The 536-nt window shown below is 72.4% G+C and carries 1 pseudogene; it reads right to left on the bottom strand.

The features are described 5' to 3' along the window. Positions 1-536: pseudogene (locus DK459_RS09950) on the bottom strand (Zn-dependent hydrolase); the annotation flags it as partial.

The following is a 536-nucleotide window of genomic DNA, read 5'->3' as shown; positions in this document are numbered from 1 at the left end:
TCCAGCACGGCGTTGCTGTCGCTGCGCATTTCCAGCGTCAGCTCGACGCGGCCGGGCACGGCGTTGGCGGCGTTGGGCGTCATGGCGAGCTTGCCGACGGTGGCGACCACGTAGTGCGGGTTGCCGCTGGCGGCGCTGGCCTGGCGGCTGGCGGCGTCGATGATGCGGGCCGCGCCCACCAGGGCGTCGCGGCGGATGTCCATGGGCGTGGTGCCGGCGTGGTCGGGCTGGCCTTCGACCGTGATCAGCACGCGGCGGATGCCGACGATGTTGGTGACCACGCCGATGGGCAGCTGGCGGCTTTCCAGCACCGGGCCTTGCTCGATGTGCAGTTCGACGAAGGCGGCCGTGCCGTCCGGGCCGCGCAGGGGCTGGGTCAGCGCGGTCGGATCGCCGCCGATGCGGGCGATGCCCTGTGCCAGCGTCTCGCCGTCGGCGTTGCGCGCGGCCAGCATGTCGGCGCTGAGTTGGCCGCTCAGGGCGCGGCTGCCGACGCAGGAGATGCCGTAGTCGCTGGGTTCTTCCGACAGGAAGTC

Origin of the sequence: Achromobacter sp. RW408, assembly GCF_003184165.1 — a bacterium.
Classification (GTDB): Bacteria; Pseudomonadota; Gammaproteobacteria; order Burkholderiales; family Burkholderiaceae_B; genus Achromobacter; species Achromobacter xylosoxidans.
The sequence above is the reverse complement of the archived record's forward strand: the minus strand, read 5'-3'. Positions and strand labels throughout refer to the sequence as shown.